This window comes from Shewanella indica (assembly GCF_002836975.1).
Classification (GTDB): domain Bacteria; phylum Pseudomonadota; class Gammaproteobacteria; order Enterobacterales; family Shewanellaceae; genus Shewanella; species Shewanella indica.
The window spans coordinates 34,916-49,829 of record NZ_NIJK01000027.1 but is presented as its reverse complement, the minus strand read 5'-3'; the positions used below and the strand labels follow the sequence as shown (position 1 = coordinate 49,829).

13 protein-coding genes and 1 tRNA gene are annotated in these 14,914 nt (G+C 53.8%); 3 read left to right on the top strand and 11 right to left on the bottom strand.

Translation table 11 applies throughout. The features are described 5' to 3' along the window. The first annotated feature begins 88 nt into the window (after positions 1-88). A complete protein-coding gene (locus tag CX650_RS07210) occupies positions 89-688 on the top strand; it encodes a HupE/UreJ family protein (RefSeq protein WP_101095432.1) in 600 nt (199 codons plus the stop codon). Between the two features lie 74 nt (positions 689-762). Here CX650_RS07210 and CX650_RS07205 read toward each other — a convergent pair. The 11 genes from CX650_RS07205 to lptD form a co-directional block, all read right to left on the bottom strand. After that, positions 763-839 (bottom strand) — tRNA-Pro (locus CX650_RS07205). A 112-nt stretch (positions 840-951) separates the two neighbouring features. Further along, positions 952-1,404, bottom strand: a complete 453-nt coding sequence (locus CX650_RS07200; protein ID WP_101095431.1) for a SufE family protein — start codon at positions 1,402-1,404, stop codon at positions 952-954. A gap of 3 nt (positions 1,405-1,407) precedes the next feature. Beyond that, complete coding sequence (locus CX650_RS07195) at positions 1,408-2,622, bottom strand: aminotransferase class V-fold PLP-dependent enzyme (RefSeq protein WP_101095430.1); 1,215 nt, start codon at positions 2,620-2,622, stop codon at positions 1,408-1,410. Positions 2,623-2,701: 79 nt separating this feature from the next. Beyond that, positions 2,702-3,742, bottom strand: a complete 1,041-nt coding sequence (locus CX650_RS07190; protein WP_101095429.1) for an NADP(H)-dependent aldo-keto reductase — start codon at positions 3,740-3,742, stop codon at positions 2,702-2,704. 301 nt (positions 3,743-4,043) lie between these two features. Then, entirely contained in the window at positions 4,044-6,065 is a 2,022-nt protein-coding gene (locus tag CX650_RS07185) for a methyl-accepting chemotaxis protein (protein ID WP_101095428.1), read from the bottom strand. A 97-nt stretch (positions 6,066-6,162) separates the two neighbouring features. After that, positions 6,163-6,984, bottom strand: coding sequence for a symmetrical bis(5'-nucleosyl)-tetraphosphatase (locus tag CX650_RS07180; RefSeq protein ID WP_101095427.1), 822 nt, complete (start codon positions 6,982-6,984; stop codon positions 6,163-6,165). Positions 6,985-6,997: 13 nt separating this feature from the next. Then, positions 6,998-7,378, bottom strand: a complete 381-nt coding sequence (apaG, locus tag CX650_RS07175) for a Co2+/Mg2+ efflux protein ApaG (RefSeq protein ID WP_101095426.1) — start codon at positions 7,376-7,378, stop codon at positions 6,998-7,000. Between the two features lie 59 nt (positions 7,379-7,437). Continuing rightward, positions 7,438-8,244 (bottom strand): 16S rRNA (adenine(1518)-N(6)/adenine(1519)-N(6))-dimethyltransferase RsmA, encoded by an 807-nt coding sequence (rsmA, locus tag CX650_RS07170; RefSeq protein ID WP_039033155.1) that lies wholly within the window; start codon positions 8,242-8,244, stop codon positions 7,438-7,440. Between the two features lie 15 nt (positions 8,245-8,259). Then, a complete protein-coding gene (pdxA, locus tag CX650_RS07165) occupies positions 8,260-9,246 on the bottom strand; it encodes a 4-hydroxythreonine-4-phosphate dehydrogenase PdxA (RefSeq protein WP_025889251.1) in 987 nt (328 codons plus the stop codon). A 5-nt stretch (positions 9,247-9,251) separates the two neighbouring features. Beyond that, entirely contained in the window at positions 9,252-10,556 is a 1,305-nt protein-coding gene (gene surA, locus CX650_RS07160; RefSeq protein ID WP_101095425.1) for a peptidylprolyl isomerase SurA, read from the bottom strand. A 114-nt stretch (positions 10,557-10,670) separates the two neighbouring features. Next, on the bottom strand, positions 10,671-12,983 hold the full coding sequence (lptD, locus tag CX650_RS07155) for an LPS assembly protein LptD (RefSeq protein ID WP_101095424.1): 2,313 nt from the start codon (positions 12,981-12,983) through the stop codon (positions 10,671-10,673). A 160-nt stretch (positions 12,984-13,143) separates the two neighbouring features. Here lptD and CX650_RS07150 point away from each other — a divergent pair, with 160 nt between their 5' ends. Both CX650_RS07150 and murU read left to right on the top strand, forming a co-directional pair. After that, positions 13,144-14,202, top strand: coding sequence for an aminoglycoside phosphotransferase family protein (locus CX650_RS07150; RefSeq protein ID WP_101095423.1), 1,059 nt, complete (start codon positions 13,144-13,146; stop codon positions 14,200-14,202). After that, entirely contained in the window at positions 14,199-14,882 is a 684-nt protein-coding gene (murU, locus tag CX650_RS07145; protein ID WP_101095422.1) for an N-acetylmuramate alpha-1-phosphate uridylyltransferase MurU, read from the top strand. Before CX650_RS07150 ends, murU begins: the two co-directional genes overlap by 4 nt. The last annotated feature ends 32 nt before the right edge of the window (positions 14,883-14,914 follow it).

The following is a 14,914-nucleotide window of genomic DNA, read 5'->3' as shown; positions in this document are numbered from 1 at the left end:
ATTTGTCAGGAGTTTGTGCCAGGTCAAGCATTTTTTAACTGTAAGGTATAAGGTTAAAGCATAGTCACTCGGCAAGTGAGAGGTGCTTATGATGCGGTCCTTGTTTGCTGGCAGATCTTGGCTGTTCTTGGGTGTTGGTGCCAGTCTGCTGTTGTCGTTGGGGGTTGTGGGACGCTTTCCCGAGCAGGTGATGCAACTCAACCCATTGATGTTGTTGGCCAGTCTGCTGGTGGCCGTGGGCGTCGGTGTCTGGTCGGCGCAGCTTGGCGGTAAAGCCTTGTGGGCAGTACCTCTCTCCTTTGTGCTGGTGATGTTGGCCGGTACTTTGATGGCGCAAACCTCGGTGGCGCTTATCGTCAGTAAATCCTTTGTCCTCTTGTCCATGTTTGTGCTCGGCATGTTGATTGCCGGTAATATCTGTTTTGCCACCCATATCGCCGCGGCCATGGTCGCCATGTTGGCATTTGCTCATGGCTACACCCTGGGCAGCGCCAATCTGGGTGTAGCCGACTGGACCCTCAGTGGTTCCAATTTGTTTTTGGGCTATCTGGTGGGGATTGGCGCGACGGTGTTGATCCTCAGCATGGTGGGGGAGGTAACCTGTAAAGTACTGGCCAAGAAACAACTGCAATACGTGCTCGGCACTTGTTTGTTGCTGGCCGGCTTGATGATGGTTGTTGCAGTGTGACGAAGCAGAAACAACAAGGGCAAGTTCGATGAACCTGCCCTTGAGTCTTTATGCCGCTTGGATAGCGGTTTGATTGGTCGGAGCGACAAGATTCGAACTTGCGACCCCTGCCTCCCGAAGACAGCGCTCTACCGGGCTGAGCTACGCTCCGACTCTGGAACCAGATGGTAAGTGAAGCTTAATTGAAAAAATGCCAACCAGGCCGCAAAATTATTCTCCGATGTGAGCTTGATAGTTGAAGCGCTGAAAAAAGCATCATGGCATTAGCACTGGCTGAGCTCGATGATTCTGCTTATCAGGGCATAGAGGCCGTTGCTGCGGGATGGGCTCAGTTGCCCCTCCAAACCCAGTTGCTTGAGATAAGCCTTGGGCTCAAATTGCGCCAGGGTTTGGCTGTCGCTGTTATTCATAGCATGCAGCAACAAGGCGATCAGCCCCTTGACGATGCGGGCCTCGCTGTCGGCAATAAACAGATGCTTGCCATCGATTTGGTAGTGGTAGAGCCAGGCGGCGCTTTCACAGCCGCGTACCCGGGCGGCTTCAGTTTGCAGCTCGGGTGGCAGGGCCGGTAACAGCTTGGCTCCTTGCATTAACTGGCGGTATCTGTCCTGCCAATTATTGGCCGAAGAGACGGCTTCAAATAAGTCGGCCAGGGGCACCTGGGTTTGCTTGGCAAATTGGATAAAGTCGGCAGCAGTGAGTGTTTGCTCTGTCATGGTTCAGTATCCCAGTAGTTCGGCGCTTGCCTTCAGGGCATCGAGAAAACGTTTGATATCTTGCTCATCAGTGTAGATCCCCACAGAGGCCCGGCAGCAGCCCTTGATACCCATCAGCGACATCAGTGGCATGGCGCAATGATGGCCGCAGCGTACCGCTATGCCTTGTTGATCCAGCAGTATGCCTACATCCTGGTGATGCTCGCCCTTAAGATTAAAGGCCACGGCGCCCAGATTATCTCTGTGAGCGGCGTAAAGCTCGACCCCGGCAATGGCGGATAACCCCTGTTGCAGTTTGTTCAGCAGTTTTTGTTCGGCAAGCGCCAGGGCTTGTCTGTCCTGCTGCTCAAGAAAGGCGATGGCCTCTCCCAGACCTATGACCTCGGCTATCGGCGGGGTGCCGGCCTCGAGGCGGTTGGGCAAGTCGCCAAATGTACTGCCCTGGAAACTGACGGTTTTTATCATCTCACCGCCGGTTAGCAGTGGCTCCAGGGTGTCCAGCAACTCATAGCGGCCCCAGAGTACGCCTATGCCGCTGGGGCCATACATCTTGTGGCCGGAAAAAGCATAAAAGTCGCACCCCAGTTGCTGCATATCCAGCGGCAGGTGGGCAACGGCCTGGGCACCATCCACCACACTTATGGCACCGGCGGCGCGAATATCCTGACACAGGCCTGCTATGTCATTGACTGTACCCAATACATTGGAGACGTGACTGAGGGCCACCAATTTGGGCTTTTGCTGGAGCAGCAGGCCAAAGGCCGCCTTATCGAGGCGCAGATCTTTATCCAGTGGTATGGGTTCCAGCCTGGCACCACTGCGTTTGGCCAGTTGTTGCCAGGGCAGCAGATTGGCGTGATGAGCGCAGCTGTCGACCAGAATGAGGTCATCCTTGCCAAAGCGCTCGCCAAGGCCCCAGGCCAGCAGGTTGATGGCTTCGGTGGTGCCGTGGGTGAAGATGATCTCTTCCCGCCGGGCGGCATGGATAAAATCTTGCAAGGCATCACGCACAGCTTCGTAGGCCTGGGTCGCCCGGGCGGAAAGCTGATGGGCCGCTCTGTGCACATTGGCGCAATCTTCACGGTAGAAACGCGCCATAGCTTCCAGCACCCGCCGGGGTTTTTGGCTGGTGGCGGCCGTGTCGAGATAGACCAGGGGATAATCCCCCAACATCTGGGTGAGCGCGGGAAACTGGGCGCGCAATTGTGGAGTGCTCATTGCTGTGGATCTTCAATCAAAAGGGCGCACAGATCTTTATGGATTTGTGCGCCCAATGCAAGGCGAAATATCTCAACCCTTAAGGACAGGGCAGGCGAAATCGGCTCGACAGCGAGTTGAGCTCACCGAGCAGTTCATCACTCAGCTTAAGCTGCGAGGCGGCAATGTTCTCCTTTAACTGCTCCAGATTGGTGGCGCCTATGATATTGCTGCCCACAAAGGGACGGGAGTTGACGAATGCCAGTGCCATCTGCGCCGGGCTCAGGTGGAATTTTTGGGCCAGCTTGACGTAGGCCTCGGTGGCCTCAAGCGCCAACTCGGTGCCGGTATAGCGGGCGAAGCGCTTGAACAGGGTCAACCTGGCGCCTGCCGGCCACTGACCGTCGAGGTACTTGCCTGTGAGGGTACCGAAGGCCAATGGCGAGTAGGCCAGCAGTGGTAACTCCTCGCGGTGGCTTATTTCACTCATGCCCACTTCAAAGCTGCGATTCAACAGGTTATAGGGGTTCTGCACGCTGACAATTCGCGGCAGGCCGTGTTTCTCAGCCAGTTGCAGGTATTTCATCAGGCCCCAGGGCGTTTCGTTGGAGACCCCTATATAGCGCACCTTGCCGGCGCGGATCACTTCGCTCAAGGCTTCTAGGGTATCCAGGATGGGAGTCATCGACTCCTGCTCCTGCTGCTCATAGAAGAGTTCGCCGAAGAAGTTACAGTTTCTGTGGGGCCAGTGGATTTGGTAGAGATCGATACAGTCTACGCCCAGGCGCTGCAACGATGCATCCACCGCCAGCTGGATATTGCGCCAGTCCAGTGCCATCTTGCTGCGGATATAGTCACTCTTGCCGCCGGGAGCCGCCACCTTGGTGGCAATCACCAGGTTGTCTCTGTTGCCGCGGGCCTTGAGGTAGGCGCCAAGAATGCGTTCGGTCTCACCCTGAGTCTCGGGTTTTGGCGGCACCGGATACATCTCGGCAGTGTCGATAAAGTTAATCCCTTCGGCTAGGGCCATATCCAACTGGGCGAAGGCCTCGGCCTGGCAGTTTTGCTCGCCCCAGGTCATGGTGCCGAGGCACAGTTTACTTACTTCCAGAGTAGAGTGGGGGATACGTCTGTATTCCATTGAAAGCTCCCGCTAATTTCCTTATCTGCAAGCTAACAAGCGACAGAGGTTGATTGTCAATAAATAAAACAGGTTTTTGTGTCACTTTTGTTGCTTGTGCCTGTTGCTGTAGGTAGAGGTGAAACACAGAAGTAATCGATGAGGGGAATAACCAATGGTGGATTTATGCCTTCTTTGAGCCCCAAAGCCTGGCTCTGCTTTGGAGTCTTTGGGGCGTCAATCCACTGACCTCTGGATTGAGCGCCGAATTTTCTCTCTATTCAGACGGTGAAACATTCTCGGCTCCGGCCAACCATTGGCGTTAAACTTTAAACTCGCCAACCGAAGCCTGCAACTCTTCGGCGAGTTGCGCCACCTGATGGCTGGATTGGGCGGTCTGATCGGCGCCTGAGGCGGTTTCTTCCGAGATCAGTGCAATATGTTCCAGTTTTTCTGAAACCTGCTGGCTGACCAGGTTCTGCTCCTGAGCGGCGTTGGCGATTTGGGTGCCGGCATCGAAGGCTTGATGTACTGATTCGCTGATAGCTTCCAGAGCCTGATTGGCTTGCTCTGTCTTGGCGACGCAGGAGTTGGCCTGGGCGCGGCCCTGTTCCATGACAGCGACCGCCTCTTGGGTGCCTGTTTGCAGCACCTGGATCATCTGCTGGATCTCCTGGGTCGATTCCTGGGTGCGGGAGGCGAGGTTGCGTACCTCATCGGCCACAACGGCAAAGCCGCGTCCCTGTTCACCGGCTCTGGCGGCCTCGATGGCGGCGTTGAGAGCCAGTAGATTGGTTTGCTCGGCAATGCCGCGAATAACATCCAGAATCGAGCCAATGGCGTCGCTGTCGGAGTGCACCTTGTTGATCACCTGTCCCGCCTTGGCGACTTCGTCGGCCAGTGCTTCTATGGTGCGGCGGTTTTCCTCGGCAATGATCCGCATATTCTGAGCTTCTTCATCGGCCTGTTTAATCTGGCTCAGGGCGTGATCTGCGCTGTGGGATACCTGCTGGGCACTTGAGCTCAGCTCTGTGGTGGCTGTGGCTACCTGATCTACCTGACTCTTTTGCTCCTGGACCCCGATAGTGGTTTGTGAGGTGACTGCCGAGGTTTGTTCGGCGGCGGCTGCCAACTGGTTGGATCTATCCAAAATGCCGCGAATAAGACCTCTGAGACTGTCGATAAGGCGGTTGCAGTTGCGGGAAAGCTCGGCAAACTCATCCTCGCCTGAGTCATCCAGTTTATGGGTCAAGTCACCGGAAGCGAGGATATTCAATGCTTGATTGATACGGTTGAGTGATGCGGTCAGTGGTTTCACCACGGCAATACTCACGGCTATGGCTACCACAATAGCTACCAGCACCACCAATAGGGTCTGCATACTGGCCGAGTCGATACTGGCCAGGGTTTTGGCATTGATCTCGTTGGTCAGGGTTTCGATGGCCCCGGAAAGAGCCGCCATTGCCTGATTGGCATTTTGTTTGTCGGTTTCCACTTGAGCCAGTGCCACCTGAGTACTGGCCTTGAGTTCAAGTTGGGTTGCTTTCTGGGCCTGAATCGAGTTTTTGCCTTTAAGATGCTGGTTGAGTTTGCCAAGCTCGCTGGTCAACTCATTGAGCATGTCGGTATCAATGACACCTGTGCCGTGACGACTGATGTATTCCAGTTTGGCCTCGGCTTCGTTGCTGATATAGCCAAGTTCTTTGACTATGATTTCGTATTTGCTGCGGTCTTCGGTGGCCACCAGATCGTAAACCGTGCTGATCAGATTTGTGACATTGCTGTCCAGTGCTGCGGCAGAAGCGGCAATTTCCCGCTCTGTGGTGTTTTCACTTTGCTCAAGAACCATCAGGTCCAGCAGCAGACTGGCGGCATCATCGGCGGTTGTCTCCAATTGATCCCGCTGTTTATTGAGGCTTTCCTGCTGTTCCAGCGCACTGAGGTGGTCGGCCATCATGCGTTCGCTGGTGTTGATAAAGGCCTGATAATTGCGCTCTACTTGGGGCAGGATCTCTTTGAGTCCGGGTTCGTGCTGTACCAGTTTCGACAGACTGGCAAATTGCGCCTTGAAGCTTTGCTTTTGACTACCAAACAGCTGTTGGAGCGGCGGCAGCTTATTGGCCTTGGGGACATGGTAACCCACCAGAACCAACCTTTGCTGCTCGCTGAGGGTTTCACTCAGTTCGCCGGTTGATTTCAGTGCCGGAATACTCAGTTGTTGTAGAACTTCCGTGGTGTTTTTCAGTTCATTGTTGGTGAACCAGGAAACAGCACCAAGCAGGATCAATAGCAGGGTGACTACGGCAAATCCTGCTATGACCCGGGTTGCTACATTCAACTTCATAGGCTACTCCGGATAAGGTTGTGGTTTTTCTCTTGGAAAAATCTTTTAGTTTTCATAGGCACGTTACCAAATGGTTATCGGCGTATGTCAGCTAAGCTTAACCTTTTTTTAACCTGGATTGGGTAATTTTTTGATCGGTTTCCAGGTGCCAGAGTGTCAGGTGTTCTCCCCAACAGCAGCCGGTATCCAGCGCCTGCAGTCTTTCGCCATCGACCTTGCCCATCAGGGCGGCCCAATGACCAAAGACCCGGGTGTAGTCAGCTGTGTTGGATGGGAATAAAAACCAGGGTTTGAGATTGGGATCTTCGCATTTGGCCGGCGGCACCTTGCAGCTGAAGTCCAGAGTGCCGTCGAGATAGAGGTAACGCATTCGGGTCAGGGCGTTGATACAGTACCTGAGTCTGGGCAGGCCACTGAGTGCATCGGACCAGTCTTCCGGCTCTTCTGTGTACATCCGGGCGATGAGACAGTCTAAATAGTCAGCTCTTTGCAACGCCTGGCTGACGGCGTCCGCTTCCTGTCGCAAGGTTTGGATGTCCCACTGGGGCGGCACGCCTGCGTGGGTCATGATGAGTTTGTGTTCGGGCAACTCACGCATCAAAGGCTGGTTTCTAATCCAGTCGATGAGACTGTCGATATCTGTAGCGTCCAGTAGCGGTTGTAGCTTGTCGCTGGGTTTGGCGCGTTTGAGCCCGGCCTTGACGGCCAGTAGATGCAGGTCATGATTACCTAGCACAGACTTGGCCGAGTCGCCGAGATCGCGGAAGAATCTCAAGGTCGAGAGAGAATCCGGACCGCGGGCGACCAGATCGCCGACCGCCCACAGCTCGTCCTTGGAGGGATTAAAATCGACTTTCTCCAACAGGCGTTGCAACTCGTTGAAACAGCCTTGAATATCGCCGACAAAATAGTGAGCCACAGTTATCTGCCCATTAGTGCACCTGGCCGGGTACAGCCAGGCGGAAAGGAGGGATCTGGGCATAGAAACTCTCGCCCGAATCGGTTTCCATCAGGTAGCTGCCTTCCATAAAGCCCAGCGGCGTTTCCAGCACTGTGCCGCTGCTGTATTGGTAGGCGGTATTGGGCTTGATCCTCGGAGTTTCGCCGACGACACCAGCACCCTGAACTTCGCTTTGTTGACCATTGCCATCTGTTATCACCCAGTGGCGACTCTTGAGGGTCACCGCCTCATCACCCAGGTTGATAATAGTAATGGTGTAGCTGAAAAGATACTTGTCTTCATCCGGCGCAGACTGGTGTTCTATATACTGGGTCTGCACCTCGACTCTGATACGGCTTTTCTGGGGATTCATCTTAAGTTCCTGGCCAAAATCTCTGATGGAAAGGAAGGACGCCGACCGGCGTCCGGATGTTATGCCTGGCGGTCGCTCAGTAAGTTGGCGATGGCGACATATTGCTCGACGCTGATCTGCTCGGGTCTGAGGCCGGGATCGATTCCCAGGGTCTCATAATCGGCATCATCAAGCAGCCCCTTGAGGTTATTCCTCAGGGTCTTGCGGCGCATATTGAAGGCGGTGCTGGTTACCTTGCTGAGCATGGCAACGTCTTTGGCCGGCCAGGGTTTGGTTTCATAGGGCACCAGGCGCACCACGGCGGAATCGACTTTAGGTGGCGGCGTGAAGCTGCCCGGAGGCACTTCCAGTACCGGCACTATCTGGCAATAGTATTGGGCCATGACGGTGAGGCGGCCATAGGCCTTGCTGCCCGGGCTGGCTGAAAGCCGCAGTACCACCTCTTTTTGCAACATGAAGTGCATGTTGGTGATCTGCTCGGCATATTCAAACAGATGGAACATCAGCGGCGTGGAGATATTGTATGGCAGGTTACCGAAGACCTTGAGCTTCTTGCCCTCTACCATGAGTTTGTTGAAGTCAAACTGCAGGGCATCACCCTGATGGATTTCCAGCTTGTCTTTCAATACCGGGTGCTGCTTCAGACGTTCCACCAGATCTCTATCCAGCTCGACCACGGTCAGCTTGTCTATGGCACTGGCCACAGGTTCGGTCAGGGCTGCAAGACCCGGGCCGATTTCGACCATGACATGCTCATTATCCGGGGCGATAGCCGCCACAATACGGTTGATCACATTGTCGTCGGTCAGGAAGTTTTGTCCGAAACGTTTTCTGGCGGTATGGCCTAAGTGTACTTTATTGCTCATTGATACTCAGTTGGATCAGTTTTTACCGGCCAGTTCTATGGCCTTGTTGAGTGCACAGACGAAGCTGCCGATATCGGCCTTGCCTGTGCCTGCGAGTTCCAGTGCCGTGCCATGATCCACCGAAGTGCGGATATAGGGCAGGCCCAGCGTAATGTTGACCGACTTGCCAAAGCCCTGTGATTTGAGCACGGGCAGGCCCTGGTCGTGGTACATGGCCAGCACCACATCGGCGTCTTGCAGATATTTGGGTTGGAACAGGGTATCGGCAGGCAGAGGGCCTATAATGCGCATCTGCTCCTGCTCTCTGAGCTCGTTCAGCGCCGGGATGATCACATCCAGCTCTTCCCGACCCAGATGGCCATCTTCACCGGCATGGGGATTGAGGCCACAGACATAAATCTTGGGGTTGTCCAGGGCAAACTTATTCACCAAGTCCTGGTGCAGTATCCTGATGATCTGATGCAGGCGTTCACGGGTGATCGCCTTGGAAACGTAAGCCAGTGGAATGTGAGTGGTCACCAAGGCTACCTGCAGACCTGGGCAGGCGAGCATCATCACCACATCCTGGCAACCGGCCTGATGGGCAAAAAACTCGGTATGGCCGGAAAAAGGGATCCCGGCCTGATTGATAATGCCCTTGTGGACCGGGCCTGTCACCACGGCATCAAATTCGCCGTTCATGTTCTTTTCACCCGCATAACGCAGGGTGTCGACCACATAGGCGCTGTTTTGCTCATTGAGCACGCCGCAGCGCGGCTCACAGGCCATGGGAAAGGGCACTATGGTCAAACTACCGGCTTGCTGTGGCTTGGCTGCTTGGCTTGGTTGATAAGGCTTGAGCTGGAGACTGAGCCCCAGCATCTTGGCGCGCGCTTGCAATAAGGCAGGATCCGCGCACACAACCAGCTCGGCCGGCCAGTCGCGCTGCGCCAGCTGTACTACCAGATCCGGACCTATGCCGGCAGGCTCTCCGGGGGTAATGGCAATACGTTTAATATCCAAGCGACTTAACCTCTTTCAGTTTCTGGGTCGAAGAGTTCAATGTATGCGTCGGCCCGCATTTCGTCCAGCCAGTTTTGTAACTCTTCGTTGAATTTGCGGCGGAAGATCAACTGATGCGCACGGTTGGTATTGAACTGATCCGTGGCATCGGTTTTGCGTCTCTCTTCCAGCTGAGTGATGTGCCAGCCGTGGGTTGAACGGAAGGGCTCACTGATTTCACCTTGCTTCAGGCTGTTGAGTGTTTGGGCAAACTCGGGCACATAAATGCTTGGGGCAGCCCATCCCAGCTCACCGCCTTTGGTGGCGCTGCCGGGATCTTCCGAATACTGGCGCGCCAGATCTTCAAACTTGGCTTCACCGCTGCGGATCTGTTTGAGGAACTGCTGCAACATCGCTTTAGCTCTATCTTCAGACAGAATTGGTGATGGCTTGAGCAGAATATGGCGGGCTCTGACTTCCTCAACTTCCTGAGTCTGTAGGCCGCGGGCATCCATAATCTTGATGATATGGAAGCCGGCACCACTCTTAATGGGGCCTATGATGTCGCCTGTTTTGGCATCAGCAATGACTTCGGCAAACAGGGTTGGCATCTCATTGATGTTCATGTAGTCCCAGATACCACCTTCCAGCGCTTTGGGGCCTGCGGAGGAAGCAATGGCTGTTTCACGGAAGTTTGCGCCGGATTTCAGACGTTCCAATACGGTATTGGCACGTTTACTGGCCGCTTCCAATTGCTCTGAGCTGGGGTTGGAAGGCACTTCGATCAGTATGTGGCCAACCTGATATTCGACGTCTTTCAGGCCCTGTTCCTTGATCAGTTTCACCAGGCTGTTGATCTCCTGGGGTGAAACCTGGATTCGGCGTTGTACTTGAATGCGCTGGATTTCACCCAGAGTCACTTCTTCACGCAGTTGCTCGCGGTATTGACTGAAGCTGTTGCCATCGGCTTCAATCTCGGCACGCATCTGGGCGACCGTCATGTTCTGTTGCTTGGCGATATTCTCTATAGTTTGGTCCAGCTGCAGATCCCCGATATGCAGGCCGATACGGTCGGCCATCTGCAGTTGCAGACGGGTCAGGATCAAACGCTCAATAACCTGGGTGCGCAGTGCCTGATCTGAAGGCAGACTCTGGCCGGCGGCTTTGGCGTTGGCCTTGACTGTGTCGACCATGTTCTGGACTTCACTTTCCAGCACTATGCCGTCGTTGATTTGCACCGCAACGCGATCCAGCAGTTGTGGTGCCGCCAGGGAAGCCTGGCTCATGATTAGAGCAAAAAATCCAAAAATCAGTTTCTTACAGGGTTTCATCCACAAAATCCTTGCCACATTTTCGTTTCGTTGGCCGCCGATGGCAGCGGCCCGGGTTGTCCAGATTGGACTCTCTGTCCTGTCCGAGGTTCAGCAATCTACCACAAATCTTGATTAATTCCTCAGATAAAGTGGTTTGCGGTAGTTGAACAGACCTTCATCCAACATGTCGTTGACCCCCAGAGGACCTGAGCCACCGAGACCTTTGATCACAAAGTTGAGGTAGACGCCGGTTTCGAACATTTCGCGTTCGTTGGGGGCAGCACTCCTGAGATCGTCCTCATAGTTGGTCTTGATGCGGTAGTGGTAGCTCAAACGCACTGCCCAGCAGCATGATTCGTACTGGAAGCCGGTATAGCTTTCCACCGAGCGTTCCTCTTTGAGGTCGTAATACCAGTTGCCGACAAAATAGAGTTCATCGGTAATAGGCCAGGTAGTACGGAAACCAGCCTGGGAGATATCCACTCTGTCGTTGGTGTTACTGTTGAGCAGATCTGGCACATAACGATAGCTGAACTGTAGCAGCTTGTTGGGGCCGGGGCGGTAGTCCAGAGATGCTTCGCTCTTCTTGTTGGAGCTGTTACGGGTATCGTATTGAATAGCACCACTGACAAACCAGTCTTTGTAGACTCGGGCATCCAGCTCAGCGGCCAGTACCGAAGTGGATGGCTGCTCTGTGAGGTCATCTTCATAGAGGCTGACCTTGCTGTCATCGAAATAGATGATCTGGCCCAGGCTGAACTTCAGTTGTTCCAGGTTACGTTCATCAAACAGGCGGGTGGTCAGACCCAGGGTCAACTGGTTGGCATCGGCGATGCGATCCAGCCCCGAAAAGCGGCGGTCGCGGAACAGGCCGAAATAGTCCTGTTGCAGTTCACCCGTGTCATAAAGACCGATTTTGGACTGGTCTTCATAGCCGACATACAGATACTGGAATTGAGGTTCCAATGTCTGGCGATAGTTTTGATTAAAGTAGTCGGTATAGCGCTCGAAGTTTATCTGACCGTGAATTCTCACCTGAGGCAAGGTACGGCTTATACTACTCTCCTGCTCGGACTGCTGAATATTGTGCTGCCAGTAGTTGGTTTGCATCAGCTTGACTTCACTGGTCAGTGAGCCTGCCGGGCCGTGAATAGGCAGAAGGATACTGGGCTCCATATGTACCCGTGTTGCCGTGGTGTAGATATCTTCTTTGTGACGGAAGTTGGTTATCTCTGAGGCGAAGTTGAAATCCAAGCCTTGCCACATTCCCGGAGTGCGGTAGTTGAAGTTCAACTGCGGCATCACCTGATAGGGCCGTTCTTCCTTGCCCAATACTTTGATGTCCTGCACTCTGGCACTGAAGTCCCAGTTGTCGGTGAAATAGGCGATTTCACCAACCCGGGACAACTGGTTGTCCGTGGCACGATTGACATCAGAGTTGAGATCGTTGAAGTAGTTGTTGTCCGAGACATCGGTATAGTTGGCCAGCACCCGCCAGTTTTCATCCAGGGCGTCGCTGTGTTCCCAGTGATACATATAGCGGTTGGGGCTGCCATCAAGCATGTTATCGCTGCCCAGGTATTCCAGGTTGAACTGGCCTGTAGGCGTTTGTCGATTACCTGCATCACCCAACAAATAGCGGAATTCTGTCTTGGTAAACAAGCCCCGCGACGACATATAGTGTGGGGTGAAGGTCAGATCGTATTCGGGGGCTATGTTCCAATAAAACGGCGCGGCAAATTCCACCCCGTTGGTGGTGCTGGAACTGAAACTGGGGAACAGGAAACCTGTCTTGCGTTTCTCCGAAACCGGCACTGTCATGTAAGGAATATAGAATACCGGCACCCCGCCTATTCTGAGTTTGGCGTCCCAGATTTCCCCCCACTCTTCTTTGCTGTCGATTTTGATCTTCTCGGCTTCCAGCAGCCAGGAGACATTATCCGGTGGGCAAGTGGTGAAGTTGGTGTTGTTCAGGATCAGGTTGTTGTTTTGGGTGATTTCCAGTTTCTGGGCATCCCCGTGAACCTGCTGACCGTGAAGCCAGTACTGTGCCCCTTCAAGGGTAGCGTTATTGGAACGCATCTGTGCCATCAGCGAGTCGGCGGTCACGGTAAACAGCGGGTCTTGAAATACCAAGTTACCCTGAGCGGTTAATTGTTGCTCCTGCTGGTTGACCGTGGCTCTTTCGGCGGAAATTTTGCGCCCGGCCTGAGAAAAGGTCACATTGCCTTCAAAGCTGGCCTCGAGCCCCAATTGTGCCGAAGAGGCATCCGAATGGATCTGTATTTTTTGATCGGCCAAAGGGCCGCTGCTTTCCCCAACCTGATGGTAGGGAACCGGAGGCAAGATAACACATTGAGCGTTGTTGCCGCCCTCCTGAGAAAGGGGTTCAGCCAGCGTCAGGGGGGGTAAAAGGCTCAGTGCCAGAAAATATCGGATCTGCATCTTAGGTCAATTATTTAGATTTCTTTGTCTGGACAAGTATTCGGAGGGAAAAGTTGCATCCTGCCTCGGGCAACGCAGCCATAAAAAACTCTGTATTTATTGGCTGTTTCCTGTTTTTTACCTCGGTATAATAAAGCAATTTTTCGTCAAGAGCCATGAGATGACCTTGTCTGACCCCAGATTTCTTTCCATGTCGTGCTGGTTGCAGCAACTTTTCGGTAAGCCCTTGCAAGCCAAGCTGATTTCCGGTGACGCCAGCTTCCGGCGTTATTTTCGTCTCAATGTTGATGATTGTGATTACATAGTCACGGACTCTCCTCCCAACTTATTGGATAACAAGCCCTTTATTGCTTTGGCACGGGCATATCATCAAGCGGGTATCCGAGTGCCCAAGGTGCTTGAGTTCAATGAGGCGGAGGGCTTTATCCTGCAGCAGGATCTTGGCGATAACTTGTTGTTGCCCGAGTTGACTGAAACCAATGTGAGTGCTTGGTATCTCAAGGCGCTGGCGATTTTGCCGGATATCGCGGCGGTGCGGGAAAGTGAGCTTGGCCCTTTGCCCGACTATGATGCGGCCTTTGTCGAGCGCGAGCTGGCGATTTTCAGCGAATGGCTACTGGAAAAACACTGGCAAGTCTCCCTGACAGCCGCTGAGCATACTATGTTGGCCGAAAGCTTTGCTATTCTGACTGTCAGCGCGCTTGCGCAACCCCAGGTCGGTATGCACAGGGATTTTCACAGCCGTAATCTGATGCTTAAAGAAGGTAAGCTTTGGGTAATAGATTTTCAGGATGCCGTATTGGGACCTGTGACCTATGATGCAGTCTCGCTGCTGAGAGATTGCTATATACGTTGGCCGGATGCGATAGTCGAGCCGCTGCTCAAAGCCTTCTTTGAACAGTGTCGCGAGCTGGGGTTGGTTGGCAAAGATGTTGATTATGCCACCTTCAGTCGCTGGTTCGATCTTATGGGAGTGCAGCGACACCTGAAGGCGGCGGGTATCTTTGCCCGCTTGCACCACAGAGATGGCAAGTCAGGTTATCTCAAGGATATACCGCTTACACTCGGCTATGTGGCAGATATCTGTGAGCGTTATCCTCAGTTGCAGGCGCTTTCCTCCTGGGTAAGACTGAAGTTATTGCCGCTGACTCAGCAACAGGCTCAAACCCAGTCTCAATTACAGTCCAGACCACAAGCAGAGGCACAGGAGCAAAAATGAAGGCGATGATTCTGGCTGCCGGTAGAGGGGAGCGTCTGCGCCCTTTGACCGATAAGCTACCTAAACCCCTGGTGCCCGTGGCCGGTAAGCCCTTGATTGAGTATCACATTGAACGTTTGGCCACCATGGGCGTGACAGAATTGGTGATCAACTGCGCTTGGCAGGCGGACAAACTGATTGAACACCTGGGAGACGGCAGCCGTTTTGGCGTGACGATTCATTACAGCCGTGAGATTGAAGCGCTGGAAACCGGCGGCGGGATCAAGAAAGCCCTGCCACTGCTGGGTAATGCACCTTTTTTGGTGATTAACGGCGATGTGTTTATCGATGCCATGCCTGAGCTGTCCAATTTGGCTGCCGATACTCTGGCGCACCTGTTTCTGGTGGATAACCCGGCGCAGCATCCCGAGGGAGACTTCGCCTTGCTGCCGCAAACATTCGGCCATTCGAGGGTCAGTGACAATGGCATGCCCAGATACACTTTCTCCGGGGTGGGAATATATCGCCCCGAGTTATTCGATGGGGTAACCCAAACACATTTTGCCTTGGCGCCGCTGCTGCGGCAAAAGATGGCGCAGGGGCTTATCAGCGGCAGTCATTTCACGGGTTATTGGTGTGATGTCGGCACGCTGGACAGGTTGCAACAGCTGGAGCTGAGGCAGGCCAAAGGGGCTGTTTAACCACGAGCCCGCAAGCAGACACAAGATAAGAC